Below are 24583 nucleotides of genomic sequence, written 5' to 3' on the forward strand. Positions count from 1 at the left end.
CCGGGACCGCGATCGGCCCGCGCGCACCCGGGACTCACCATGTTCTACTCGGGAGTAGCGAAGCCACAGTCAACCAGCCCGCCCAGGGGCCCGCAATCCCCTCAAAAGCAGAACTTGGACCGCGGCATTGCTCACGGAAGTGACAAAACCATCGGTCGGTCCTCAGCCGTTCGCAGGGCGGGACGCGCGCCGCACGACAAAAAACGGCGACGCATTCTGTTCGTGCAATTACGCAGGGTGACCGTCTAGCGGGCCGGGTACTCGTGCACCACGACCGCCGCCGCCCGCACCCCCGGGTGCCGCCGCAGGACGGCCTCGACCTCGCCCGGCTCCATCCGCACCCCGGAGATCTTGACCTGCCGGTCGACCCGTCCGAGGTACTGGAGCACCGGGCGGTCCTCGCCGCCCGCGTCGCCGGGCAGCAGGCGCACCGCGTCGCCCGTCCGGTAGAGGCGCCCGGTCGGGGACGCGGCGAACGGGTCGCGGTAGAAGGCCAGGCGGGTGCGCTCGGCGTCGCCGAGGTAGCCGCGGCCGACGGCCACGCCGCCGACGAACAGCTCGCCCGCCTCGCCCGCCTCGCACGCGGACCACGTCCCGTCGTCCTCCTCGCGGAGCACGTACAGGCACGCGTTGACGACCGGCGTCCCGATCGGCAGCCGCGTGAGCCGCAGGTCGCCCGAGGTGACGACGTGGTGCGTGACGTCGTCGGAGCATTCGGTCGGGCCGTAGGCGTTGAGGAGGCGGGCGTGCGGCATCGCGTCCAGCCAGCGGCGGGCGAGTTCGGCGGGCAGCTCCTCGCCGGTCGCGATCATCCAGCGGAGCCGGGGCAGCGCGCCGGGCGGCAGGCCGTCCAGCAGGTGCGCGACCATGGCCGGGACGAGCTCCACGACCGTGGTCCCGGTCGCGTCGCAGCGCCGCGCGAAGGCCGCCGGGTCGTGCGCCGCGTCGTCGCCGACGACGTCCACCCGGCCGCCGACCAGCAGCGGGCACAGCATCTGCCAGATGGAGATGTCGAAGCCGAGCGGGGCGGTGAACGCGAGGACGTCGCCGCCGGTCAGGCCCAGGTCGACGATCTTGGCCCAGAGGTGGTTGAGCATGCCCCGGTGCTCGACGACCGCGCCCTTCGGACGTCCCGTCGAGCCCGACGTGAACAGCACGTACCGGGGCTGGTCGAGGGAGTCGAGGCGGGGCGCGCCGGTCCGGGGCGCGAGGTCGCCGGCCCGCGCGGCGTCGACGACGCGGCACCCGGCCTCGGCGGCGCCCGCCGCCAGCGCCGGACCCGGCGCGCCCGCCGTGAGCAGGACCGACGCCCCCGCCTGCGCGAGCACGTCCCGGACGCGCCCCGCCGGCCAGCCCTCGTCGGCGGGCACGTACAGCGCCCCGACCAGCTCGATCGCGAGGAACGCGGCGATCACCGACGCGCTCCGCCTGCCGCCGACGCCGACGACCTCGCCCGGCTCGACGCCCTCGACGTCCAGCAGCGCGGCGATCCGCCGGGCCTCCGCCGCCAGCCCGGCGTAGCTGAGCGTCCGGTCCGCGTCCGTGACGGCCGGACGGTCCCGCTCGGCGGCGAACCGCTCCACCCGCGCGATGACCGGATCGTCCAGGTCGACGGGGTGCTCGCGGAGCATCCCGTGCCGGGCGGCCAGCTCCCGGGCCCGCGCCGCCTGCTCCGGCGGCACGTCCAGGGCGGGCAGTCCGGCGGGCGGGAGCAGCCGGTCGGCGGCGGGGCCGCGAGCGTCCATCATTACTCTCCGTGAGGTGAGACTTATCCGCTGTCATCACCGAAACAAGCGGACCGCATAGCTTATACAGCGCCTTGCCGAGCCTTCTCGCATTCTTCGCTACCAGACGGTAAGTCGGGGGGTTGCGGCTCGCAGATGCCCGCGGGTACGGTGAGGCTCCGCCACGGCTCCGGCGCGCAGCCCGCGGACAACTCGTGGGACGATGCCCGGGAGACGTTGAGGGAATTGATTCTTCCTTTCAGGATGCCAGCGTGCCGATAATCACCTCGCCGCAGGAATTCAATGTCGACGACCTTTACGTCGATCTCAGGCAGGTTGTCGACCGGCCGCTCTACCTGAAATGCGAGGGCTTCAACTTCGCCGGCTCGGTGAAGCTGAAGGCGGCCGCCGCGATGGTCGAGGCGGCCGCCGCGGACGGCGTCCTCACCCCCGGCTCGACCCTCGTCGAGTCGTCGTCCGGCAACCTCGGGATCGCGCTCAGCCTGATCGCGGCGAGCCGCGGGCTGCGGTTCGTGTGCGTCACCGACCCGCGCTGCAACCCGGCGTCGGCGCGGGTGATGCGGGCGCTCGGCGCGGACGTCCGCGTCGTGGCGGAGACGGACGCGAACGGCGGCCACCTCGGCGCCCGCGTCCGGTACGTCCGGGAACTGTGCGCGTCGGACCCCGGGTACGTGTGGCTGAACCAGTACGCCAACCGGAACAACTGGCTCGCCCACTACCGGGAGACGGCCCCCGCGATCGACCGCGCCTTCCCCGACCTGGAGGTCCTCTTCGTCGGGGCGGGCACGACCGGCACGCTGATGGGCTGCGCGCGGTACTTCCGGGAGCGGCGCCGCCCGGTGACGATCGTGGCGGTCGACGCGGTCGGGTCGGTCACGTTCGGCGGCCTCCCGGAGCGCCGGATGGTGCCCGGCCTCGGCACGAGCAGCAGGCCCGACATGGTGGACGAGTCGCTCGTCGACGACGTCGTCCACGTCACCGAGCCCGACACGATCCGCGCCGCGCACGCGCTGTCCGCGCGCGGGTTCCTGTTCGGCGGCTCCACCGGCACCGTCGTGTCGGGCGCGTCCCGCTGGCTGGAGGCGAAGTACCCCGGCGAGGACCCGGTCGCCGTGGCGATCGCGCCCGACCTCGGCGAGCGCTATCTGGACTCCATCTACGAGGACGGCTGGCTCCGCGAGATGTTCCCCGAACTGCTGCCCGGCCTCGCCGAAATCCACCGCCACTGATCATCCGGAGCGTCCCGTCATGAGCCAGGCCCCCGCATTCGCCGTGATCCCCGGAGCCCAGGTCCACGCGGCGCTCGCCGGACGGGAGGCGCGCGTCGTCCGGATCGTCGAGGCGGCCTACCGGCTCCACGGCGAGGGGCTGACCGTCAACCCGGACTCCTACTTCCTGCGGTTCCCGGACCGTCCGGCCGACCGGATCATCGCGCTGCCCGCCTCGGTCGAAGGCGGCGGCAAGGGGGGCGTCGGCGTGCACGGCGTCAAGTGGATCTCCAGCTTCCCGGGCAACGTCGCGGCCGGGATCCCGCGCGCGTCCGCCGTGCTGATCCTCAACGACGCCGGGACCGGGTACCCGTTCGCGTGCCTGGAGAGCTCGATCATCTCCGCCGCCCGGACGGCCGCGTCCGCGTCGCTCGCCGCCGCCGCCCTCGCCGACCGGCGCGGGGACCGTCCGCGCCGGGTCGGGTTCGTCGGCGCCGGGCTGATCGCCCGCTACGTCCACACCTACCTGGCGGCGAACGGGTTCGCGTTCGACGAGCTGGGCGTGCACGACCTGTCCGCCGAGCACGCCGGCGGCTTCAAGGGATACCTGGAGCGCACGGAGAACGGGCCGGTCACCGTGCACGGGTCGGCGGAGTCGCTGATCCGGTCGTCCGACCTGGTCGTGTTCGCGACGGTCGCCGGGGAGCCGCACGTCACCGACCCGGGCTGGTTCGCGCACGCCCCGCTGGTGCTGCACGTGTCCCTGCGCGACCTGTCCCCCGAGGTCATCCTGTCCGCGTACAACATCGTGGACGACGTCGAGCACTGCCTGAAGGCGAACACGTCCCCGCACCTGGCCGAGCAGCGGGTCGGACACCGCGGCTTCGTCGCCGGGACGCTCTACGACGTCCTCACCGGAAAGACGTCCCCGCCCGCTGACCGCCCGGTCGTGTTCTCACCGTTCGGCCTGGGCGTTCTGGACCTGGCCGTGGCCCGCCACGTCTACGACGAGGTCTCGGCCTCGGGCGAACTCCAGACCGTCCCCGGCTTCTTCCACGACATGACCCGCTACGGCTGACGCGCGGTCGCGGCGAGGGCGCCGAGGAGGGCGAGGGCCTCGGCGCTCGCGGAGCCCGGTTCCGCGTGGTAGACGACCAGTTCCTGCCCCGGGCTCGACCGGACGTCGAACGTCTGCATCGTCAGCGTGACGTCACCGGCCTCGCGGTGCCGGAACCGCTTGTGTTCGAGCGCCTTGCCGCGCGCGTCGTGCCGCGCCCACAGCTCCGCGAACTCGGGGCTCTCCTCCAGCAGGCCGGCCAGCACCCGCCGGATCCGCGGATCGCCGGGCGCCTCGCCGTGCCCGAGCCGGAACCCGGCGACGCTGTTGCGGGCGACCTCGTGCCAGTCGCGGTAGAACGTCCGGGCCGCCGGGTCGGTGAACACGACGTGCATCAGGTTGCGGGAGTGCGCCCAGTCGTGGAAGAGCGCGTCGGCGATCGCGTTGGACGCCAGCACGTCGTAGGCCCGGTTGTAGACGATCGCCGGGTTGTCGGGCCAGGCGTCCATGAGCTGGAGGAGGCTCGGGTCGACGCGGTCGTCCGCGGCGGCGGTGCGGACGCGGGGGCTGAGCCCGGCCAGCCGGAACAGGTGGCCGCGGGCGTCGTCGCCGAGCCGCAGCGCGACGGCGAGGGCCTCGACGACCTGCGCGGACGGGTTCCGCTCCCGGCCCTGTTCGAGGCGGACGTAGTAGTCGGCGCTGACCCCGGCGAGCATCGCGACCTCCTCGCGCCGCAGGCCGGGGACCCGCCGGTGCCCCACCGAGGGAAGGCCGACGTCGCCGGGTGCGATCTGCCCGCGCCGCGCCCTGAGGTAGCCGCCGAGATCGGTGCGCGTCATGCCGCCATCGTAGGTCGCGGCGCTCCGCGCAGGGTGGGTGCGGCGCTCCCAGGACGAGGGCGGCCTGCCATGTCCGCGCCGGGTCGGCCACCGTCGAGGGCAGGACGCCGACTCACCGGAGAAGCCATGAACCCGCCCGCCATGAACCCGCCCGCCGCCTGGGACCTCACCGGCCGCGTCGCGGTCGTCACCGGCGCCGCCCGCGGCATCGGCCGCGCCACCGCCGAACTGCTGCGCGCCCGCGGCGCCCGCCTCGTCGTCACCGACCGCTCCCCCGCCGTCGAGGACCTCGCCGCGGACGACGTGGCCGTCCTCGTCGGCGACGTCGCCGACGAGGACCTCGCCCGCGCCACCATGCGCCTCGCCCGCGACCGCTTCGGACGCCTCGACATCCTGGTCAACAACGCCGGGCGCACCCTGAACAAGCCGATCACCGAGACGAGCGTCGACGACTTCGAGGGCATCCTGCGCGTCAATGCGGGCGGCAACTTCGTCCAGGCCCGCGAGGCGTTCCGCGTCATGGCGGAGGGCGGCGGCGGCTCGATCGTCTCGATCGCGTCCGTCTCGTCGGTCGTCGCCTTCGAGACGCAGACCGCCTACGCCGCGTCGAAGGGGGCGCTCGTCCAGATGACCCGCGTCCTCGCGATCGAGGGCGGCCCGAAGGGCATCCGCTCCAACGCCGTCCTGCCCGGCGTGATCGACACCGACATCATGGAGGGCGTCGTGGAGAACGGCCGCGAGATGCTCGCCTCCTTCGGCCCCGCCCACCCGATCGGCCGCATCGGCCGCCCGGACGAGGTCGCCGAGACGGTCGCCTTCCTGGCCTCGGACGCGTCCAGTTTCATCACCGGCGCCCTGCTGGCGGTGGACGGCGGCTGGACGGCCCAATGACCACCGGGCCGCGCCCCCGACGGGCCAACACGCGCCGAATCTTTGGTCATCTCTTCGCTCAATACGTCAATCCGTCGTCACCGTCCGTGACATAGGTCGGCTGGATCCGTACCGTGTCGATCAACGACGCACCCCCTCGCCCGCATGCGGACGAGGGGGTTCGTCCGTATTCAGCCGAACAATTCACGGGGGACGGAAATGAGACGGAAGCCCACAGCCCTTCTGAGACGTGTCGCCGTACCGGCGGTGACCGCGGCGCTGCTGGCGGGAGCCGCGTCGACGGCCCACGCGGCGGTGGTCGGGGGCGGCGACGGAGAGCACCCCTGCAAGCACGCCTGCCCGCCGGGAAAGCCCGGACCGACGGGCCCCGCGGGTGCAACGGGCCCCACCGGTCCGGAAGGGCAGGCGGGTGCAACGGGCCCCACCGGCCCGGAAGGGCTGACAGGCGCGACAGGCCCCACGGGTCCGGAAGGGCTGACAGGGGCAACGGGAGCCACCGGTCCGCAAGGGCTGACAGGGGCTACAGGGGCGACGGGTCCTGCGGGACCGACCCAGCCGACCGAGATCGTCCGGCAGACCTACACGTTGACGTCCGGGCTCAACACGGGAACCGCGACCTGCCCGGCCAGAACCGTCATCACGGGCGGTGGCGTGGTGACGCCCCTCGGAGGCAACAACCTCACCGCGCAGCAGTACGAGTCCTTCCCGTCCACTGAGAGCACGTGGACCGTGTCCTTCAACAATTCAGCGGGCACGACGGGTTCCTACACGGTCTATGCCGTGTGCATCCCCATCTCCTAAACGAGTTCACATTCAGGTCTCCAGGATGACCTTGCCGGGGATGCCCTTGTGCTTGGCCTGAAACGCCTCGCGCGTCTCGGCCAGGGGGTAGACCGCGCCGACGTGGGCGCGGAGGGCGCCCGACTCGGCGCGCTCCGCGAGTTCGGCGAGCTGGGCCCGGTCGGGCTCGACGATGAAGAAGACGGCGCGTCCGCCCTCGGGCTCGACCGGGGGCGGCGCGGTGACGGACACGAGCGCGCCGCCCGGCTTGACCCGGCCCGCCGACCGGGCGAGCAGCTCGCCGCCGATGGTGTCGAAGACGAGGTCGACGGGCTCGACGTCCTCGAACGCCTCCCGTTCGAGGTCGACGAAGGCGTGCGCGCCCATCTCCCGCGCGACGTCGGCGGCGCGGCCCCGTCCGGTGCCGATGACGTGCGCCCCGGCCTCCCGCGCCAACTGGACGGCGAGGACGCCCACCCCGCCGCCCGCGCCGTGCACGACGACGGTCTGCCCGGCGGTCAGGCCGCCGTGCGTGAACAGCGCCTGCCAGGCGGTCAGCCCGGCGAGCGGCAGCGCGGCCGCCGCCGTGAACGACAGGGACGAGGGAATCGGCGCGAGGTCGCGCGCCTCGATCGCCGCGTACTCGGCCGCCGCCCCGTCCCGGTGCCAGTCGGTCAGCCCGAAGACGCGGTCGCCCACGGCGAACCCGGTCGTGCCGTACGCGACCTCGGCGACCTCCCCGGCCACGTCGTGGGCGGGGATCGACGGCGTCCGGTCGCGTCCCGCCCGGTCGACCCACGTGCCGGGCCAGTCGAGCTCGTCCGGGACGAACCCCGCCGCCCGCACCCGCACGAGCACCTCACCGGTCGCGACGAAGGGCGTCGGCGCGTCCTCCAGCACGAGGCCGTCGCTTCCGCCGCGCTCATGAATCCGTACAGCTCTCATGGAGTATCCGTTCATACGTAGGTGCACAGCCTCTAGGAAGACGATGCACCATTCACTCCGCGTGACACCTCGGCCGAGCCTCGACGTGTCCGGCTCAGGCAGATAGAGACGTTCTGGAGCGGGCACGTTCGCTGTATGGAGGAGCGAGAGGAACGGCGCGGGGACGTCCAGGAGCTGTCGGACTTCGAGCTGGTCGTGTACGAGACCGTGGCCGAGATCGACAAGGAGGGCGGGGCCGCGGACTTCGAGACGATCGGACGGCTGGTAGGCGGGCCCGAAGAGGACCTGTGGGCCGCGCTCGGGCACCTCGTGTCGATCAACCACGTCCATTCGACCGGCGACGGGTACGTGCTGGGGCCGCACGACTGGGCGCCCTGAGCCGTCCCGCTGGGTGGGAGTCCCCCGGTGGGGCCACGGGCGTGCGGCAGGATGTCCCGGTATGAAGCCCACCGAGGAGCAGCGAGAGCTGCGGGACGCGCTGCGGCGCCTGTTCGCGGAGCGGTCGCCGTCCGCCGAGGTGCGGCGGCTCATGGGTACGCGCGCCGGGTACGACCCCGCGCTGTGGTCGCTGATGGCCGACCAGCTCGGGCTCCAGGGGCTCGCGATCTCCGAGGCGCACGGCGGCGCCGGGTACGGGATGCGGGAGCTGGCGGTCGTGTTCGAGGAGATGGGGCGGGCCGTCGTGTGCGCCCCGTTCCTCGCGGCGGTCACGGCGGCGGCGGCGCTGGAGGCCGGGGACGGCGGCCGCGACCTGCTCCCCGGCATCGCGGACGGGACGACGATCGCCACCCTCGCCGTCGCCGAGAACGGCTCCTGGGACCTGGACGGTCTCGCGACGAGGGTCGAGGACGGCCGCCTGCGCGGCGCCAAGGACTTCGTCCTCGACGGCCACACCGCCGACCTGCTCCTCGTCGCGGCCCGTGACGAAGACGGCGACGGGGACGGCGACGGCGACGGGGACAGCGTCGGGCTCTACGCCGTCCACGGCGAGACGGCCGGGGTGACGCGGAGCCTGCTGCCGACCGTCGACCAGACGCGCAAGCTCGCCCAGGTCGCGTTCGACGGCGTCCCGGCCCGCAAGGTCGGGACGCGCGACGCCGTCCGGCGGGCCCTGGACGTCGCGGCCGTGGCGCTCGCCGCCGAGCAGCTCGGCGGCGCGCAGAAGACCCTCGACATGACCGTCGAGTACGTAAAGGTGCGGCATCAGTTCGGACGTCCCATCGGGTCGTTCCAGGCGGTGAAGCACCGCTGCGCGGACATGTTCGTGCAGGTCGAGTCAGCCCGCTCGGCGGTGCTGAACGCGGCGACCGTGGCCGACGAGAACCCGGACGGCCTGCCCGCCGCCGCCGCGCTCGCCAAGGCGTACTGCTCGGACGCCTTCTTCCACACGGCGGGCGAGGCGATCCAGCTGCACGGCGGCATCGGCTTCACCTGGGAGCACGACGCGCACCTGTACTTCAAGCGGGCGCAGGCGTCCCGGCAGCTGTTCGGCGCGCCCGCGAAGCACCGGGAGCGCCTCGCCGCGCTGGCCGGGCTCACGGGTGCAGCCGCAGCCCCTTGAGCACCTTGTCCACGCCGTTCTTCGGGCCGTGCACGGCGAACCCGACGAGCGGCAGCGCGTCCCCCGGGACGGCGCGGACGGTCTCCCGGTTCGCCGCGTCGTGCCCGGTCTTGAACATGTCCTCGATGTAGACGGCGGTCGGCAGCTCGCGGGCGCGGGCCCGCGCGTGGGCCGCCGCGATCGCGTCGGCGGCCCCCTCGTAGACCAGGACGGGCTGCCGGAACATCGCGAGATAGGCGTTGCCGGAGGCGTCCTTGTACGGCTCGCCGATGATCCCGGGAACGCCCCCGGCGACCGCGCTCGCCAGGAACGCCGTCACGTTGAGGCGCTGCCAGGCGGCCAGGTCGTCCCGGACGACGATCCCGATCTTGGTGTCGAAACGCATGCCGTCCAGGATCGCGCCGCGCCCGCCGGGCCGTCTTGAACGCTCGTGCGCGCGACTCGTGCGCCAGACTGGACGGCGTGGAGTGGAGCAGGTAGTGGAGTGGAGCAGGTACTGGCGGTCGGCCGACCGTCCGCTTGAGGCGATGCACGCGCGCTTCGAGCGGCACGCCTACCACCGGCACAGCCACGAGACGTACTCGTTCGGCGTCACCGAGGACGGCTACCAGGCGTTCCGCTGCCGGGGCGGCGCGCACACCAGCGCGGCCGGGATGGTCATCGCGTTCAACCCGGACGACCCGCACGACGGCCATCCCGCAGACGAGCTGGGCTTCACCTACCGGATCGTGCACATCGGCCCTGAGCTGGTGGCCGACGTGCTGGCCGACATCGCCGACCGTCCGACCGGGCTGCCGCTGTTCGACTCGCCCGTCGTGGCCGATCCCGTCCTGGCGCGGAACCTGCGCGGGCTGCACGCGGCGCTGCTGGACGGCGCGTCCGCCCTGCGCAGGGACGAACTGCTCACCGCGGCGGTCGGCGCGATGGCGGCGCGGGCGTCGACGCGGGCATCGACGCGGCGGCTGCGCGCGTCCACCGCGACCGGCGCGGTGGAGCGGGCGCGGCGGCGCCTGGAGGACTCCTACCTGGACGACGTCGGCGCCGACGACCTCGCGCGGGCGGCGGGATGCAGCCGGTTCGCGCTGTACCGGGGCTTCCGCCGCGCGTACGGGATGGCGCCGAGCGACTATCGGCGCCAGCTCCGCCTCCGCGCGGCGCGGCGGCGGCTGGCGCGCGGCGACGCGATCGGGGACGTGGCCGCCGCGACGGGGTTCGCCGACCAGGCCCATCTGACGCGGTGGTTCGTCCGCTGCTACGGCATGACGCCCGGCGGGTTCCGGGGCGCTCGCACCGACTAGGCGAGTGGGCGATTAGGGAAGAATGCCGCCCATGAGACGGGCGAGCGGGGCGATCTTCGGGCTGGCGTACGGCGACTCCCTGGGCGCGCCGACGGAATTCCTCGACATGAAGCAGATCCGGAGGCGTTTCGGCGAGCACGGCCCGACCCAGCTCAACGGCGACCCGGCGCTCGTCACCGACGACACGCAGATGACGATCGCGGTGGGCCTCGCGCTCCTCGACGCCCTGGAGAACCCGCCGTTCACCCCGGACCTGATCACGCCGATGTGGCGGCGGCGGTTCGTCGACTGGCTGAACAGCCCGGACAACGACCGCGCCCCCGGCAACACCTGCCTGCGCGCGTGCCGCGGGCTGGCCGCCGGGAAGCCGTGGGTGGACGCCACCGTGGCGGGGTCGAAGGGCTGCGGCGCGAACATGCGGGTCGCGCCGGTCGGCCTCGCCCCCGGGCTTTCGGACGAGACGCGGGCGGGCGCGTCCCAGCTCCAGGCGGCGCTGACCCACGGGCATCCGACCGGGCTCGCCGCCAGCGAGCTGACCGCGTTCGCCGTGCGGTGGCTGGCGGACGGCATGGACCCGTCCGACCTGCCGGGCGCGCTCCGCGAACGCTGCCACGACCAGCGCGCGGTCTACCACGAGCGGTGGCTCGGCGGCCTGTGGCGGCGATCCGGCGCGGGCTCCCCCGAGGCGTTCGTCGCGCGCGGCTGGGACGAGTGCCTCGGCCGCCTCGACGCCCTGGACGCGGCCCTCGCCCGCGCCGACCGGTCGTCCGACCCATGCGAGATCACCGGGGCGGGCTGGACGGCGGACGAGGCCCTCGCCACCGGCCTGCTCTGCTTCCTCCTCTTCCCGGACGAGCCGGTCGAGGCGATCCGGCGCGGCGCGGCGAGCTCCGGCGACTCCGACTCGATCGCGTGCCTGGCGGGCGCGTTCGCGGGCGCGCGCCTCGGCCTCGCCGCCTGGCCGGACGAGTGGGCGTCCCGCATCGAGTACGCCGACGACCTCGCGAGGATCGGCGCGGCCTGGGACTGACGGTCACAGGGACGCCGTCCAGCCCGTCCAGGCGTCGATCGTGATGGCGATGACCGGGCCCTCCGGCGGGCGCTCCCGGTACTGCGCGTAGCGGTCGGCCAGCAGGCGGACGGGCTCGGCCGTCCGCGCGGGGTCGTCGACGACGGCGGCGTGCCCGTCGACGCGGACCCACCAGAGGCGGTCCCAGTCGTCCTCGTAGTGGTCGGCGAGCAGCGCGACGCGCGGGTTGGCGCGGACGTTGGCGAGCCTCCGCAGGTCCCGCGTGCCCTTCGGCTTGTGGTCGACCGCCGTGTAGACGGCCCCGCGGTGGACGGCGAACGTCACCGGGACGAGGTGCGGCCGCCCGTCCTCCGCCACGGTCGCGAGGCGCGCGACCGGGACCGTCGTCAGCAGCCGGCGCGCCTCGCCGGACGACAGCTTCGGCACGTCCCCAGCGTCCCACGCCCGGCCCTGATGATCAGCACGGGCGATCACCACGGTTCGGGCGGGGTCAGGCCGCGCTCCACCACCTTCGCCAGCTCCTCGTCCGTCAGGACGCGCGGCTCCCCGATCGCCTTCGCCCGCACGTACACGCCGCACAACCACTCCAGGAGGCGCGCGTTCTCGAACGCCTCCTCCAGGTCGCGGCCGATCGCGACGCCGCCGTGGTTGGCCATCAGCGCGGCCCGCCTGCCCCCGGCCATGGCCGCGCGGACGTTCTCCGCCAGCTCCGGCGTCCCGTAGGTGGCGTACTCGGCGACCTTCACCACGCCGCCCAGCAGGAGCGTGTTGTAGTGGATCGGCGGCAGCTCGGTCATCGTCGTCGCGACGACCGCCCCGTAGGTCGAGTGGGTGTGGACGACGGCCGCCGCCGGGGTCGCCTCGTACAGGGCGAGGTGCATGGGCGTCTCGGACGACGGCGCCCGCTCCCCCTCGACCCGGCGTCCGGACATCGACACGACGGGGCAGTCGGCGGGCTCCATCCGGTCGAGCATCATCCCGCCCGGCGTGACCGCGACGAGGTCGCCGACGCGGACGCTGACGTTGCCGGACGTCCCCGCGACCAGACCGGTTTCGGCCAGCCGCCTCCCGGTCGCGACTATTTCGTCCCTTTCCTGCGCCAAGAGCATACGAATGCCTTTCACGTTCAACTTACCCGCCGGTTAGGCTACGGCCCTGACGATCTTCGAGAGGTCTGGTCATGACGGTCGTGACAGTGGGCGCGCACATCCTCGACGTGCTCGCCCGCCCCGTGCGGGGCATCCCGGACGGGCAGGACGCCGTCGTGGTGGACGAGATCAGGGTCACCGCGGCGGGCGCCGCCGCCGGGACCGCCGTGGCGCTCGCCCGGCTCGGCAACGACGTGATCTCGGTCGGCGCGATCGGCGACGACGACCTCGGCGACCTGCTCGTCGCCATCATGACCCGGAACGGGGTGGACGTGCGCGGGCTCGTCCGCCGCACCGCCGACCCGACGAGCGCCTCCGTGCTGCCGATCCGGCCGGACGGCGGGCGGCCGAGCCTCCACCTGCCCGGCGCGAACCTCACGCTCACCGCGGGCTCGGTCGGGTCCGGCCTGCTCGGCGCGGCGCGCGTCGTCCACGTCGGCGGGCCGGACGTCACGGCCGGGCTCAACGACCCCGCGTTCTTCGCGATGCTCGCGGCGGCCCGCGAGACCGGCACCGTGGTCACCCTGGACCTCCTGTCCAACCTCCCCGACCTGCTCCAGAGCGCCGCCTCGTTCCTGCCGCACGTCGACCACTTCCTGCCGAACGAGGAGCAGGCGGCGGCGATGACCGGCGAGGACGACCCCGAGAAGGCCGCCCGCGCCCTCCTCGCGCGCGGCCCGTCCACCGTCGTCGTGACGCTCGGCGGGGACGGCAGCATCGTCGCGACCGCCGCGGGCGTGCACCGGCTGCCCGCCCTGCCCGTCGAGGTCGTCGACACCACCGGCTGCGGCGACGCCTACTGCGCCGGGTTCATCACGGGCCTCGCGCACGGGCGCGACGTCCTGGAGGCGGCGCGCTGGGGCACGGCCGCCGCCGCGACCGTCGCGCAGGGCCTCGGCTCCGACGCCTGCCTCACCGACCTGGACGCCGTGCTCGCCCTCCTCAACTGACCCGGCGCGTCAGACCGCCCGGTCCCCGGTCGGCACGCGCGCCCTCCCGGCGAGGACGGCGTCGGCCGCGCCCGCGAGCTGCTCCAGCCGCGACACCTCCGACCGGTGGAACGGCGGCGCGGACGTCCGCGCCACCACGAGCGCGAGCGCGCCCTTCGCCAGCGGGCAGATCGCGTAGTGCGCGCCGTCCGGGCCGGTGAAGGCGCGCGGGCGCAGCGGCAGCAGCTCCGGCGGGACGGCCCGCGCGGCGGACGCGCTCGCGTGGACGACCACCGCCTCCCCGGCGGGGCCCGGCTGGGCGAGGCACGCCCAGTCGGCGCTGAGGATCGCCGGGACGGCGTCCGCGAGGGTCTCCGCGCCGCGCTCCGGCACGGCCGCGACCTGCCCGATCACGGCGGCGTCCGGGTGGGCGCCGAGCGGTTCGGCGGTCGGCCAGACCCCGACGAGCTCCACGCCGGGCACCGAGCCGAGGCCGTCCGCCAGCCGGTCCACGGCCGCGCCCGCGGGCCACTCGACGGTGAAGTCGTCCAGCGCCCGGCCGTGGCCGCGCTCCAGCACCGCCATCTGCACGACGTCCGCGCCGGCCGCGCCCATCGTCCGCGCCACCCGTCCCAGCGAGCCGGGACGGTCCGCCAGCCGGACGCGAATCCGCAACAACATCGCCACCTCCGGTTCCCCCACGTTTCCCCCAGGGTCGGCGAAAACCGTTTCCGTCGTGTTACGCAATGGTGTCGGACGGAGAAAACGCTGCCTGCGTCGGTGCTGGAACGGGGGGCGGGAGTCAAACTAGAGTCCAGTGAAGGTCATCAGCCGACCTATCGCCTCTTGCCGCCCAGCATTAAGGTGACTGCACGTGTCGAGGGACGGGGAACCCCGAGTCAGCGAGGACTCCGCGGCCGAGCCGGAGTCCGTGCCGGAGACGTCCGCGCAGCCCGCCCGCGCCTCCCGGCAGGGGGTGCTGGACGCCCTCGCCGGGCTCGCCGCGCGCCTGGACCGCGAGCACGAGCGGGCCGCGCACCGCGAGGCCGTCATCGATCGGCTGCACGCGGAGAACCAGCGGCTGCGGCGCGGCGAGCTGGACGCGATGCTGGAGCCGGTCCGCGCCGCGCTGTACCGGCTGCACGACCGGACGCGCCGCGAGTCCCGCCGGCTCGCCGCGCCCGAGCCCGCCGACCCGCCGGATCCGCCCGATCGGCACCGGACGGCGCTGCTGCTCGCGGCGGTCGCCGACGACGTCGCGGACGCGCTGGCTCGGCTCGGCGTCGAGCGCTTCACCGTGGAGCCGGGGCAGCCGTACGACGCGTCCCGGCACCGTCCGGTCGCGGTCACGCCCGTCGACGACCCGCTGCGGGCCGACACGGTCACGGCCGTCGAGTCGGACGGGTTCGAGCAGGGCGGGAAGGTGCTCCGCAAGGCGGAGGTCGGCGTCGGGCGGCTCCCCGCGGGCGGGGCGCGGCGCACCGGCGGGAACGCGGAGGAGGACGCGGCGGCGGAGCACGCCGCGAACGGCTCGGGTCACGCCCGCCGCCGGACGGGCGGCGGCGAGACGACGACGAACACCGATGGGTGAGAGGGACATGGCTGTCTACGGGATCGACCTGGGAACCACGTACTCCTGCATTGCCTCCATCGACGACGTGGGGCGCCCGGCGGTCCTGCGCAACATGGAGGGCACCGACACCACCCCGTCCGTCGTGTACTTCGAGAGCGGTGAGAACGTCGTCGTCGGCGCCACCGCGAAGGACACCGCGGTCCTGGAGCCCGACAACGTCGTCAGCCTCGTCAAACGCGACATGGGCCGGGACGTGACCCGTCCCATCCACGGGATCGACTTCACGCCCGAGGAGCTGTCGGCGTTCATCCTGCTGAAGCTCGCGACCGACGCCCGCACCACGACCGGCGAGGAGGCCAGGGACGTGGTGATCACCGTCCCGGCGTACTTCGGCGCGGCCGAGCGCGACGCCACCCGCAAGGCCGGGCGGATCGCGGGGCTGAACGTCATCGACATCGTGTCCGAGCCGATCGCCGCCGCGATCACCTACGGCGTGCTGAACCCCGACGCCGACCGGACGATCCTCGTCTACGACCTCGGCGGCGGGACGTTCGACACCACCGTCATCTCGCTGCGCGGCGGCCACATCGAGGTGGTGTGCACCGACGGCGACCACGAGCTCGGCGGCGCCGACTGGGACGCGCGGCTCGTCGAGCACCTCGCCGAGCGGTTCCGCGCCGAGCACCCGGACGCGGGCGACCCGCTGGACGACAAGCAGACCGAGCAGCAGCTCCGCCGCGACGCCGAGGACGCGAAGAAGGCCCTCACCACGCGGACCTCGCACACCGTCCGGGTCATGCACGCCGGGCGGGTCGCGGCCGTCGAGGTGACGCGCGAGAAGCTGGAGGAGCTGACCAAGGACCTCCTCGACCGGACGGTGGAGATCACCGGCCGGACGCTGTCCACCGCCGCGGAGAAGGGCGTGGTCGACTACGACGACCTCGTCCTCGTCGGCGGGTCCACGAAGATGCCGGTGGTCGCGGCGCGGCTGGAGACCGAGCTCGGCCTCGCGCCCCGCCTCCAGGACCCCGACCTCGCGGTCGCGAAGGGCGCGGCGCTGTACGCGTTCGAGGAGACGTACCGGCGGTTCGTCCGGGAGGGCGCGGCCGAGCGGGCCGTGGAGATGGCGAACCGGGCGGGGCTGTCGGCCGAGCAGCAGAAGCAGATCGCCGCGCGGCAGATCAAGACGGTCGCGTCGCACGCGTTCGGGATCGTGGTGGTCGACCGGGAGAGCGGCGCGGAGGGCGTCGCGCACCTCGTCCACACCAACGACGCGCTGCCCGCCGCGCGGACCGAGGACTTCTTCACCGTCTACGACGACCAGGCGTCCGCCGACATCCGGGTCATGGAGCAGGCCGGGGTGGTGGAGTCCGCCGAGCTGCCCGACAACACCGAGATCGCGACCGGGGAGATCCGCGTCCCGCACGGCAAGAAGGCGGGCTGGCCGATCCGGGTGACGTTCGAGCTCGACTCGTCCGGGCTGCTGAACGTCACGGCCGTGGAGAAGGAGACCGGCGAGCGGCTCGAACTGAAGGTGGACGTCGGCGGCATGTCCGAGGAGGAGGTCGAGCGCTCCCGGAAGACCCTCTCCCGGGTCCAGGTGAGCTGAGCCGGGAGGCGCCCGTGGCGTTCGACGACGACTACCGGCGGGAGGTACTGGAGCCCGCGCGGGCCGCGGGCGACCAGCCTCCCGAGGACCTGCGCGCCCGGTACGCGCTGGCCGACCCGCTCACCGCGGAGTCGGTCGCCGCGCGGGTCAGGCAGGTGCGGCAGTGCTGGCGGCGGGCCCGCGGCCAGTTGAAGTACCGCAAGCTGATCGACCGGCTGGAGGCCGAGCACCGCGAGCTGGCGGCGCTGTTCGCCGCCGCCGAGCGCGGCGACCTGCGGCCGCTGTCCGCGCGGCTGCGCGGCGGCCGGGAGCGCGCCGAGAAGCGGGCGGCGGAGGCCCGCGCGCGGCTCGCCGACGCCGCGGGCGCGCCGCGGATGGCGACGCCCGCCGAGATCGAGGGCATCGCCCGCACCTGCGGGGTGACGCGCGCCGAGCTGGAGCGGGTCGCCGCCGCCGACGGCGTCGAGGTCCGCGAGCCCGACCCGCTGCCCGCCGCCGCGCCCTACCCGGCGTACCGGAAGGTGCGGGAGTCGCTGGACGTCCTCGGCGACCGGCACCTCGCGGCGTTCGTGTTCGGCGGCCGGCTCGCCGGCCCGGTCCGGCTGCTGGACGGCTTCGCCGCGCCCGGCGGCGGGCCCCGGCTCGACGCGGACGCGGTCGCCGCCGTCGGCGCCGAGTGGGCGCGGCGGGGACGCGACACGAGCACCACGCACGCCGACACGGTCCTCGCCGCGCTGCGGTCCGGGGCCGACCTGTCGGCGCTGGCGCTGTTCGACGTGGTCGACCGGCTCCGCGAGCGGCTCCGACAGCGCGCGTCGGAGCGGGCGCTGCTCCGGTTCGCGACCGAGGACCTCGGCGTCGACGAGGGCGACGCGCGGCGCATGGTGTTCGCGGTCGTCCGCGAGACGGGGCCCGCGGGCGGCGGCGGCCTCGCCGGGCGCCTGCGCGCCCTGCTCGACGCGGGCGAGGTGTACGCGGCGGCGGAGCTGGCCGACGCGGCGAGCGTCCCCCGCCCGGCCGCGCCCCGGCCCGCCGGGGACGCCGGCCCGCCCGAGGAGGAGGTGCTCGCCGCCGAGGCGCGGCACCGCCTCGACACGGCGCTGCGGCTGCGCGAGTCCGCCGCCGCCGAGCCCGACCCCGACCGCGCGTACCGGCTGCTCGACGACGCGCTGCGGCTCGTCCGCGACCTGCCGGGGGCGCGGGCGCACCAGCGGCGGCTGCCGCCGCGCCCCGTCCCGGCGGTGCGCGCCGACGTCGACGCGGACGCGGACGGGCCCGCCGTGCGGCTGTCGTGGGAGCCGTCGCCGTCCGCCGAGGGCGAGGTGGCCTACCACGCGGTGCGGCGGGAGGGGCGGCCGCCGCGCGACGCGCGGGACGGCGCGCCCGTCGCCGGGACGCGCGACGGGCGGCCGCCGGTGAACGTCCCGCTGTACTACGCGGTCGTGGCGGCGCGCGGCGACGCCGCCGCCGCGCCCACCGTCGCGGAGCCGGTGGTCGTGCGGCCCGAGCCCGCCGAGGTCGTGCTCGTCGCCGGGGACGGCCAGGTCACCGGCCGGTGGCGGTGCCCGCCCGAGGCCGCCAGGGTCGTCGTCGTCCGGGACGGGACGGCCGTGCCCGGCGGGCGCGACGGGTTCCGCGAGCGCGTCCCGAACGGCCGCACCCTGCACTACCGGATCTCCGCCGTCTACGCCGACGGCGCGGGAGCCGAGACCGTGACGGACGGCGTGCCCGCCTCGGTGACGCCGACCGCGCCGCCCGAGCCGGTGTTCGAGCTGACCGCCGAGACCGCGCCGGACGACCCGGGCCTCGTCCGGGTCCGGTTCGTGCCGCCGGGGAACGGGACGGCCGAGCTGGTGCTGTCCGAGACGCCGCCGCCGTGGCCGCGCAGCGCGCTCGTCCCGCTGGCGGAGGTGCGGCGCGAGACGCGGCGGCTGGCGTGCGCGCCGGTCCCGGGCGGGCTGGACGTCCGGCCGGGGGCGAGCGGCTGGCTGCTCGCGGTGTCGGTCGCCGAGGACACGGCCGCCATCGGCGGCTACCACCACCACGTGAACCTGCCGCCGCCGCGCCGCCTCGTCGCGGAGCGGCGCGGCGACCACGTGCACGTCGGGTTCGACTGGCCGCCGGACGTCGCCGAGGTCGCGCTCGCCTACCGGGTCGGCGGGGAGGCGATCCGGATGGGCGAGCCGCCGGCGGAGGCGGTGGTGACCCGCGCCGCCTACGACACGCAGGGCGGCATCCGGGTGCCCGCCCCGGAGGACGCGCCGGTCGAGCTGACCGTCGCCGCGGCCGGGACCGTCGGCGGTGCCCGGGTGACCGGGCCGCCGGTGAGCGCCGCGGTCGCGGCCCGCGCGATCGTCCGGTACGACGTGCTGCGGGCGGGCCCGCCGTGGCGGCGGTCGCTGACGGTGCGGCTCACCTCGTCCCGCCCGCTGCGGGTGGCGCGGCTGTCGTTGGTGCTGCGCGCCGGGCGGGTCATGCCGCACCGCGCCGCCGACGGGGAGACGCTCGGCGCGTGGGAGCAGGTGCCCGTGCCGGGCGAGCTGTCCCTCGCGGCTCCGGACGCGTCCGGCCCCTACTGGCTGCGCTGCTTCGCCGACGACGACGTCGTCGAGCTGAGCGACCCGCCCGTCCGCCGACTGCGGGTGCCGTGATGACGAGGCCGCTCGCCCGCGTGGCGATCCCGCGCATCGCGTCCGGACAGCGCGCGTCCGGACGGGGAGCGTCCCGGCAGGGCGTGACGTGCCCGTACTGCTTCGCGTCGGTCGCGCCTTCGCGGATCCTGTTCCGCTGCCGGGGGCAGGCCGGGCGGCGGAAGGGCTGCGCGTCCGTCCTGGACGAGGCCCTCGCCGACTACACGGGCTCGACGGCGGGCGCGTCGCTGCCGCCGGTGTTCGCCGCGCCCGGACGCTCGTCCGGCCGGCGGGGCCGTGCGGACTGCCCCGGCTGCGGGGTGCCGACCGGCAACCGGGCCTGCCCGGAGTGCCACAACCCGCTGCCGTCCGCGTACTGCGACTCGCCGGGCCGGATCGTCGCGCTCGTCGGCGCGAAGAACGCGGGCAAGAGCACCTACATCGCCGTCCTGCTGCACGAGCTGATGAACCGGGTCGGGACGGAGCTGGACGCCTCCCTCGTCGCCTGCGACGACCGCACCATCGAGCGGTACAAGCGCGACTTCGCGCGGCCGCTGCTGGAGGAGCGGCGGCTGCTGCCGACGACGGCGAGCGCGGCCACCGGGCCCCGCGAGCCCCTCGTCTACCTGCTGACCCGCACCCGCCGGGGGCGCTTCGCGCGGGCCCGCAACGACTCGCTCGCGCTCGTCCTGTTCGATACCGCGGGCGAGGACCTGCGCAGCCGCGAGGTCACCGACCTGCACCTGCGGTATCTGGAGGCGGCCGACGCCGTCGTGTTCCTCGTCGACCCGCTGGAGCTGCCCGGCGCGCGGGCGGGCGTCCGCGAGGCCGTGCCCGCGCCGCGCGGCGCCGGGGAGGACCCCGACAGCGAGCCGCTCAACGTCATCGCGCGCGTGACGGACGCGCTGCGGCAGCGGCACGGGACGCGGCCCGGCGAGCCGCTGCCCGTCCCGGTCGCGGTCGCGCTCACCAAGATCGACGTGCTGCGTCCGGGGCTGCTCAAGCAGTCGGCGCTGCACCGGTCCCGCGCCGGGCGGGGAGTCCTCGACCTGGACGACAGGGACGCGGTGAACGAGCAGGTCCGCGCGCTGCTGCACGACTGGCAGGCCGGGCAGCTCGACACCTACCTCGGGCAGCAGTACGCCGACCACGCGCTGTTCGGGCTGTCGGCGCTCGGCGGCGTCCCGGACGGCGACCGCGTCGGCGCGGGCGGCGTCCGCCCCTACCGGGCCGAAGACCCGCTGCTGTGGCTGCTGCACCGGTTCGGGATGCTCGACGGCGTCCGCTCTGGGGACGCCTAGCGATGGCCTGGCAGCTGCACTACACGTCGGCGCGGCGCGGCCCGACCGGGCGGGCCGGGTTCCAGTTCGTCGCCGAGACGCCGGGGCTGCCGGACGGCGTCCGGGCCGGGGTGACGCCGTACCTGTCGTACCGTCCGCCGCCGGACGCGCCGTCGTCGCCGGGCGACGCGGAGCTGGGCGAGTTCCCGGTGTCGCTGCTCTACGACCGGGTGGACGGCCGTCCGCTGCTGCTGCGCTGCCGCTACCTCGGCCGCGACTACTCGGGCCGGTTCGGCAACTTCTTCGCCCACGCGGTCGTCGCCGAGCCCGACGAACTGGAGGGACTGCGGCCCGCGGAGCTGTGGCACGCCCCGCACTGGACGCAGCGTCCCGCGCCGGAGAGCGTCCTCGACGCCCTGGACGAGCTGACGCCCGGCGCGGCGCTCGACCCGGAGGCCCTCGCGGCGTGGCTCTCCTCGTCGGGTCCGGGTGACCCGTACGCGCTGCTCGCGCACCTGGTGGACGCGGTCGCGGACGTCCTCGGCCGGGGCCACGGCCGGGTCGTGCTGGTCGCCGACGACGTCGAGCTGATCGCCCGGTGGATCGCGGTCGTGTCGTACTCGCTGCCGGTCGCGGCGGCGGCGCGGCTGTCGTTCGTCACCTACACCGGCGACCCGGACGGCGCCGCGCAGCGCCTCGTCGGCACCACCCCGGCGATCTGGGCGGCGGTGCGGCACCGCGCGTCGCACGCCCGCGCGTTCCGGCTCGGCGGGCGCGTCCCGGACGGGGCGCCGAGCCGCTTCGCCCGCACCGTCGCCGGGTGCTGGCGCGACGCCGACTTCGGCGGCCTGGACGCTCTCGGCGAGCTGGCCCCGCCGAGCGATCCGGCGCGGGAGGGCGCGGGCGCGCTGCTCGCGCTGTGCCGGGGCGACGCGACCGTCACGCCGGGCGAGGAGGGCGCGGCGGCGGAGCTGCTGTCGCGGCGCGGGTCCGGCATCCCGGAGTGGGTGTGGCGCGACCTCGTGCCGGGCGTCCCGTCCATGGGGCTCGACCTGGCGCTCGCCGTGCACGAGCGGGCGCGGGAGGCGGGCGCGGCGGAGGTCGCGCGGCAGTGCGCGGTGCGCGTCGCCGACCGGCTCTCGGACGCGCTGTCCACGGCCTGCGACCTCGCGGCGGTGGCCGCCGCCGCACGTGTCGCGGACCGGGCCGGGCTGCCGCTGGACGCCGCGCGGGTCGCGGCCGGGGCGGCGCACTGCGCGCGGCGCGGCGCGGCCGACGTCGGCGCGGCGCTGTCCGGCTGCCCGGACGGGCTGCGCGGCGCCCTCCTCGGCGGCGTGCTCGCCGGCCTCGCGGGCGCCGGGGAGCGCGAGCGGGCGGCGGTGCTCACCCCCGCGAACTGCGACCTGCTGTACGAGCGCGCCGGGCTCGCCCGCGCCGCGCCCGGCGTGGCGTGCGCCGTGCTCGCGTCCGTCGGACGCCGCGACCCGGCACGCCGCGTCCCCGTCACCGGCGAGCTGCTCCGGCTGGACGGCGCCGACCTCGACCGTCCCCTCCGCGAGGTGTGGGCGTCGCCGCCGACCGCCGACGAGTGCGCCGCGCTGCTGGACGCGCACGGCGCCGCCCTCGCCGCGCATCCCGCGCTCGCCGGGCTGCCGTCCCGGGCGCTGACCAGGCTCGCCTTCCCCGGCGGCGACCGGCTCGCCGAGCCCGCCGCGCTGCGGCTCGCCGGACGCGTCCGCGAGCTGCTGCCGGACGGCCGGGCCGGACGCGACGCCGCCGCCGTCCAGGCGTACGCGGCGGCGATCACCGCGGGCCCGGGACGCGCCGCGCGCGCCCTGGCGGAGATCGCGGACGCGGGCGCCACCCCCCAGCTCGCCGGGGAGGCGTTCATCGGCGCCGCGCGGCGGCTGGCGGAGCGGCCCCCGGCGTTCCGGGCGGAGCTGCTCGCCGCCCTGCCCGCGCCCGTCCGCGCCCGGCTCGGCGCGCGGTGGACCGCCGACCTGCCCGGCCGCGCCCGCGCGGGCCGCGCCCCGCTGCGCTCCGCCGACGTCGAGCGGCGCAACGAGCTGGTCGAGGTCGTCCTGCGGCTGCGGGCGCGCGGCGCGCGCGACCCCGGCCTGGAGGCGTGGACGCGCGCCGCCGCCGGACGCTGGCTCGCCGCGAAGCAGCTCGACGCGCACCTCGCGCGCAGCCCCGAACTGCGCGCCGAACTCCGCGACCTCCTCGCCGAAGGCGGGGGGTGAGCCGGTGAACCCCGTCATCGTCGTCCTGCTGATCGTCGTGTGGGCCGCCGCCATGTGGCTCGGGTTCATGTACGTGTTCCCGGTGCTGTTCGCCGGGACGATCGTCGCCGCCGGAGCCGCCGCCCTCGGCCTGTACTACCTGCACGCCTGCCGGACGCTCGCGCCGTCCACGCTCGACGGCCCGTCGCCGGTCGCGGAGCCGACGATCTCCTACCGGCACTACCTGCTCGGCCAGGTGTGGCGCGACTGGTGGACGATCAGCCGCACCGTCGTCCCGCAGGTGTACCGGACGGCGCGGGGCGTCGTCGTCAAGCTGACGCGGGTCCTGCTCGGCGGTTTCTGGGGGTTCTTCCTCTTCCCCGTCTGGCTCGGCCTGTGCGCGGGGATCGTCGCGGCCGCCGTCCCCGCCACGGTGTTCGTGCTGGCGCTGACCGTCCTGTACGGGGTGGCCGCCGCGATCGGGCTCGCCGTGTGGCTGGCGTGCGTGCTCGTCCTCGCCGCCGTGGAGCGCCTGTTCATGATGTACGGCCGCATCCTGCAGACCTGCCCGCACCCGTTCTGCTACGAGCGGATCGGGCTGCCCGAGTACGAGTGCCCCGGCTGCGGCGCGCGGCATCCGCGCCTCACGCCCGGTTCCGGCGGCGCGTTCCGGCACGTGTGCCGGTGCGGGGCGCGGCTGCCGACGACCGTCCCGCTCGGACGGTTCCGCCTCGCCGCCTACTGCCCGCACTGCGGCGGGCGCCTCCCCGACCGGATCGGGCGGGTCCGCGTGGAGCCGCTGCCGTTCGTCGGCGGCCCGGCCGCCGGGAAGACCACGTTCATGGTCCTCGGCATCCGGGCCCTGCACGCGCGGGTCCGCGCCGTCGAGGGGCGGCTCGCGTTCGTCGAGCGGCGGCACGCGCAGGCCTACGCGGGCGCGATCCGCGAGTTCCAGCGCGGCGGGCGGCTCGCCAAGACCGGCCCCGAGCTGCCGCTCGCCACCATGGTGGACGTCGAGCTGCCCGGCCGCGCCCGCCGCATCCTCTACCTGTTCGACCCGGCCGGGGAGCACTACACGGGCGCGACGGAGGTCGAGTCGCTGCGCTACCTCGACCACGGCGAGGCGCTGCTGTTCGTCGTCGACCCGTTCGCGCTCCCCCAGCTCCGCCGGGCGCTGACCGGCGACGAGCGGCGGTTCGTCGAGCGGTCCGCCGGGTCGTCGGAGGAGGACCCGGCCGACACCCTGCAGCGGGTGCTGAACGAGCTGCGGTCGCGTCCCGACCAGGGACGGCAGAAGCGCGTCGCGGTCATCGTCACCAAGACCGACCTGCTCGCCCGCACCGAGATCGGCCGCGGCCTCGCGGGCGACGCCGACCTGCGCGAATGGCTCGGCCGCGTCGGGCTCGGCAACACCGTCCGGACGCTCGACCAGGTCGCCGGGCAGGTCCGGTACTTCGCGTCCGGCCTCGGCTCCGAGCCCGCCGACGTCGCCGAGCTGCTCGGCTGGGTGACCGGCCTGACCGCGAACGGCGCCGGAACGGTCGCCGAAGTCCCGCCCGACCCACCGGGAACGGCCCCCCTGCGCGCCCCCTGGCCGGTACGCGGCCGAGACTCGTCCCGAGTCCCGGTCGGCTACACGGTAGGCCGCTGGGCCGTCCTCTCCGGCCTGTCAGTACTGACAGCAGCCACCCTGACGGGCGCGGTCGTCGCGGCGGCCCAGCGATTCCCCTTCTGACCCAGGGGGGCTGTGTTTTCCCAGGGGGGCGACCCCCTGGAACCCCCGTTGCTCGCGAGGGGCCGTTTCCCGAGTCCGCGTTCGCGGCTCGGGAAACGGCCCC

The 24583-nt window shown here is 75.4% G+C and carries 22 protein-coding genes; 15 read left to right on the top strand and 7 right to left on the bottom strand.

The window, feature by feature from the left end; translation table 11 throughout:
• Nucleotides 1-245: 245 nt before the first annotated feature.
• A complete protein-coding gene (locus FXF65_RS23540; protein WP_148352189.1) occupies nt 246-1745 on the bottom strand; it encodes an amino acid adenylation domain-containing protein in 1500 nt (499 codons plus the stop codon).
• 251 nt (nt 1746-1996) lie between these two features.
• On the opposite strand from FXF65_RS23540, the gene sbnA reads away from it, so the two are divergent.
• Nucleotides 1997-2974, top strand: a complete 978-nt coding sequence (gene sbnA / locus FXF65_RS23545; protein ID WP_148352190.1) for a 2,3-diaminopropionate biosynthesis protein SbnA — start codon at nt 1997-1999, stop codon at nt 2972-2974.
• 19 nt (nt 2975-2993) lie between these two features.
• The gene (gene sbnB, locus FXF65_RS23550) at nt 2994-4031 is read left to right on the top strand and encodes a 2,3-diaminopropionate biosynthesis protein SbnB (RefSeq protein ID WP_148352191.1); all 1038 of its coding nucleotides are present in this window, start codon (nt 2994-2996) and stop codon (nt 4029-4031) included.
• Here sbnB and FXF65_RS23555 read toward each other — a convergent pair.
• Nucleotides 4022-4849: a helix-turn-helix transcriptional regulator gene (locus FXF65_RS23555; protein ID WP_148352192.1), complete on the bottom strand. Its 828-nt coding sequence runs from the start codon at nt 4847-4849 to the stop codon at nt 4022-4024. The genes sbnB and FXF65_RS23555 overlap by 10 nt on opposite strands.
• A 126-nt stretch (nt 4850-4975) precedes the next feature.
• On the opposite strand from FXF65_RS23555, the gene FXF65_RS23560 reads away from it, so the two are divergent.
• Nucleotides 4976-5740, top strand: coding sequence for an SDR family NAD(P)-dependent oxidoreductase (locus FXF65_RS23560; protein WP_222868702.1), 765 nt, complete (start codon nt 4976-4978; stop codon nt 5738-5740).
• A 654-nt stretch (nt 5741-6394) separates the two neighbouring features.
• Nucleotides 6395-6541 (top strand): hypothetical protein, encoded by a 147-nt coding sequence (locus FXF65_RS44765; protein ID WP_222868746.1) that lies wholly within the window; start codon nt 6395-6397, stop codon nt 6539-6541.
• 12 nt (nt 6542-6553) lie between these two features.
• On the opposite strand, the gene FXF65_RS23570 is transcribed toward FXF65_RS44765, so the two are convergent.
• Entirely contained in the window at nt 6554-7465 is a 912-nt protein-coding gene (locus tag FXF65_RS23570; protein ID WP_148352194.1) for an NADP-dependent oxidoreductase, read from the bottom strand.
• 135 nt (nt 7466-7600) lie between these two features.
• Here FXF65_RS23570 and FXF65_RS23575 point away from each other — a divergent pair, with 135 nt between their 5' ends.
• Both FXF65_RS23575 and FXF65_RS23580 read left to right on the top strand, forming a co-directional pair.
• Nucleotides 7601-7843 (top strand): hypothetical protein, encoded by a 243-nt coding sequence (locus FXF65_RS23575; RefSeq protein ID WP_148352195.1) that lies wholly within the window; start codon nt 7601-7603, stop codon nt 7841-7843.
• Nucleotides 7844-7904: 61 nt separating this feature from the next.
• Nucleotides 7905-9026, top strand: coding sequence for an acyl-CoA dehydrogenase family protein (locus FXF65_RS23580; RefSeq protein ID WP_148352196.1), 1122 nt, complete (start codon nt 7905-7907; stop codon nt 9024-9026).
• Here FXF65_RS23580 and FXF65_RS23585 read toward each other — a convergent pair.
• A complete protein-coding gene (locus FXF65_RS23585) occupies nt 9001-9411 on the bottom strand; it encodes a DUF2000 family protein (protein ID WP_148352197.1) in 411 nt (136 codons plus the stop codon). The two genes, FXF65_RS23580 and FXF65_RS23585, sit on opposite strands and share 26 nt — an antisense overlap.
• A gap of 94 nt (nt 9412-9505) precedes the next feature.
• Here FXF65_RS23585 and FXF65_RS23590 point away from each other — a divergent pair, with 94 nt between their 5' ends.
• Entirely contained in the window at nt 9506-10324 is an 819-nt protein-coding gene (locus tag FXF65_RS23590) for an AraC family transcriptional regulator (RefSeq protein ID WP_246199035.1), read from the top strand.
• 31 nt (nt 10325-10355) lie between these two features.
• Entirely contained in the window at nt 10356-11354 is a 999-nt protein-coding gene (locus tag FXF65_RS23595) for an ADP-ribosylglycohydrolase family protein (protein WP_148352199.1), read from the top strand.
• A 3-nt stretch (nt 11355-11357) separates the two neighbouring features.
• Here the strand turns inward: FXF65_RS23595 and FXF65_RS23600 are convergent, their stop codons facing one another.
• Nucleotides 11358-11780 carry a TIGR03668 family PPOX class F420-dependent oxidoreductase gene (locus FXF65_RS23600; RefSeq protein ID WP_148352200.1) on the bottom strand — a complete coding sequence of 141 codons (423 nt, stop codon included), beginning with the start codon at nt 11778-11780 and terminating at the stop codon, nt 11358-11360.
• A gap of 44 nt (nt 11781-11824) precedes the next feature.
• A complete protein-coding gene (locus FXF65_RS23605; protein WP_148352201.1) occupies nt 11825-12463 on the bottom strand; it encodes a class II aldolase/adducin family protein in 639 nt (212 codons plus the stop codon).
• Nucleotides 12464-12534: 71 nt separating this feature from the next.
• On the opposite strand from FXF65_RS23605, the gene FXF65_RS23610 reads away from it, so the two are divergent.
• Nucleotides 12535-13452 carry a carbohydrate kinase family protein gene (locus tag FXF65_RS23610; RefSeq protein ID WP_148352202.1) on the top strand — a complete coding sequence of 306 codons (918 nt, stop codon included), beginning with the start codon at nt 12535-12537 and terminating at the stop codon, nt 13450-13452.
• Nucleotides 13453-13461: 9 nt separating this feature from the next.
• On the opposite strand, the gene FXF65_RS23615 is transcribed toward FXF65_RS23610, so the two are convergent.
• Nucleotides 13462-14112, bottom strand: coding sequence for an ACT domain-containing protein (locus FXF65_RS23615; protein ID WP_148352203.1), 651 nt, complete (start codon nt 14110-14112; stop codon nt 13462-13464).
• Between the two features lie 193 nt (nt 14113-14305).
• Here FXF65_RS23615 and grpE point away from each other — a divergent pair, with 193 nt between their 5' ends.
• The 6 genes from grpE to FXF65_RS23645 are packed head-to-tail and all read left to right on the top strand — an operon-like array spanning nt 14306 to nt 24480.
• Nucleotides 14306-15022: a nucleotide exchange factor GrpE gene (grpE, locus tag FXF65_RS23620; protein ID WP_148352204.1), complete on the top strand. Its 717-nt coding sequence runs from the start codon at nt 14306-14308 to the stop codon at nt 15020-15022.
• Between the two features lie 7 nt (nt 15023-15029).
• On the top strand, nt 15030-16613 hold the full coding sequence (locus FXF65_RS23625) for an Hsp70 family protein (RefSeq protein ID WP_148352205.1): 1584 nt from the start codon (nt 15030-15032) through the stop codon (nt 16611-16613).
• Nucleotides 16614-16627: 14 nt separating this feature from the next.
• Nucleotides 16628-19264, top strand: coding sequence for a SaeA-related protein (locus FXF65_RS23630; protein ID WP_148352206.1), 2637 nt, complete (start codon nt 16628-16630; stop codon nt 19262-19264).
• A complete protein-coding gene (locus tag FXF65_RS23635; RefSeq protein WP_222868704.1) occupies nt 19264-20544 on the top strand; it encodes a TRAFAC clade GTPase domain-containing protein in 1281 nt (426 codons plus the stop codon). The genes FXF65_RS23630 and FXF65_RS23635 overlap by 1 nt, the downstream gene beginning before the upstream one ends.
• Nucleotides 20545-20546: 2 nt before the next feature.
• The gene (locus FXF65_RS23640) at nt 20547-22766 is read left to right on the top strand and encodes a GAP1-N2 domain-containing protein (protein WP_148352207.1); all 2220 of its coding nucleotides are present in this window, start codon (nt 20547-20549) and stop codon (nt 22764-22766) included.
• Nucleotides 22767-22770: 4 nt separating this feature from the next.
• Nucleotides 22771-24480 carry a TRAFAC clade GTPase domain-containing protein gene (locus FXF65_RS23645; RefSeq protein ID WP_148352208.1) on the top strand — a complete coding sequence of 570 codons (1710 nt, stop codon included), beginning with the start codon at nt 22771-22773 and terminating at the stop codon, nt 24478-24480.
• Nucleotides 24481-24583 lie beyond the last annotated feature (103 nt).

This window comes from Actinomadura syzygii (genome assembly GCF_008085905.1).
Classification (GTDB): Bacteria; Actinomycetota; Actinomycetes; order Streptosporangiales; family Streptosporangiaceae; genus Spirillospora; species Spirillospora syzygii.